This is a genomic window from Paracoccus litorisediminis (assembly GCF_009711205.1).
Taxonomy (GTDB): Bacteria; Pseudomonadota; Alphaproteobacteria; order Rhodobacterales; family Rhodobacteraceae; genus Paracoccus; species Paracoccus litorisediminis.
Map to the genome: position 1 here is coordinate 1 of NZ_WMIG01000069.1, position 788 is coordinate 788.

A 788-nucleotide genomic window follows, 5' to 3' on the forward strand; every position below is an offset into this window, starting at 1 on the left:
ATGGCTGAGAAGAAGGTCTCTGGTCGTCGGTCGTATCGTGTGGCGACCCGTCGCCAGTCTTTGAGGCGACCGAACATGATCTCGATGCGGTTGCGTCGTTTATATCGCCGCTTGTCGTATTTCACGGCCTCCTTGCGGGACTTCCGACCGGGGATACAGACGTTTATGCCTTTGTCTTTCAAGGCATCTCTGAACCAATCAGCATCATAGCCTCTGTCCGCCAACAGCCATTCGGCCTTGGGCAGGCCACTCAGCAATGCCGCCGCGCCGGTGTAGTCGCTGACCTGTCCGGCCGACATGTAAAACCCGAGCGGCCGTCCCTTCGCGTCGACGACGGCATGTAACTTGGTATTCATGCCGCCCTTCGTTCGGCCTATCTGGCGAGGACGCCCCCCTTTTTGACACGCAGGCTCGACGCCGTGCGATGCGCTTTCAAGTAGGTCGCGTCGATCATGATGGTCTTGTGCTCAGCGCTTTCCGCGGCAAGGCCCAGCATGATCCGCGCGAAGACCCCGTTGTCGCTCCAGCGCTTCCACCGGTTGTAGAGGGTCTTGGCCGGGCCGTATTCCTTCGGCGCATCGCGCCAACGCAAGCCATTACGATTGATGAATATTATCCCGCTCAAGACACGCAGATCATCAACACGAGGCTTGCCATGGCTCTTGGGAAAGAAAGGCTTAAGACGCTCCATCTGTGCGTCAGACAGCCAGAAAAGATTGCTCATCGATCAGGTCTCCTCGCGGAGCCTGAATCACGTCATCACAGTAAAATCAATGGGTCCTGACCCT

Annotated in this window: 1 protein-coding gene; it reads right to left on the reverse strand. The window is 57.5% G+C overall.

Translation table 11 applies throughout. The features are described from left to right. Positions 1-724, reverse strand: a protein-coding gene (locus GL300_RS26080; protein ID WP_155042583.1) for an IS5 family transposase whose coding sequence is annotated in 2 segments (ribosomal slippage) — positions 1-400 and positions 400-724 — 725 coding nt annotated over the 2 segments. Because the reading frame shifts where the segments join, the coding sequence is not laid out codon by codon here. This gene is flagged as partial in the annotation. Positions 725-788 lie beyond the last annotated feature (64 nt).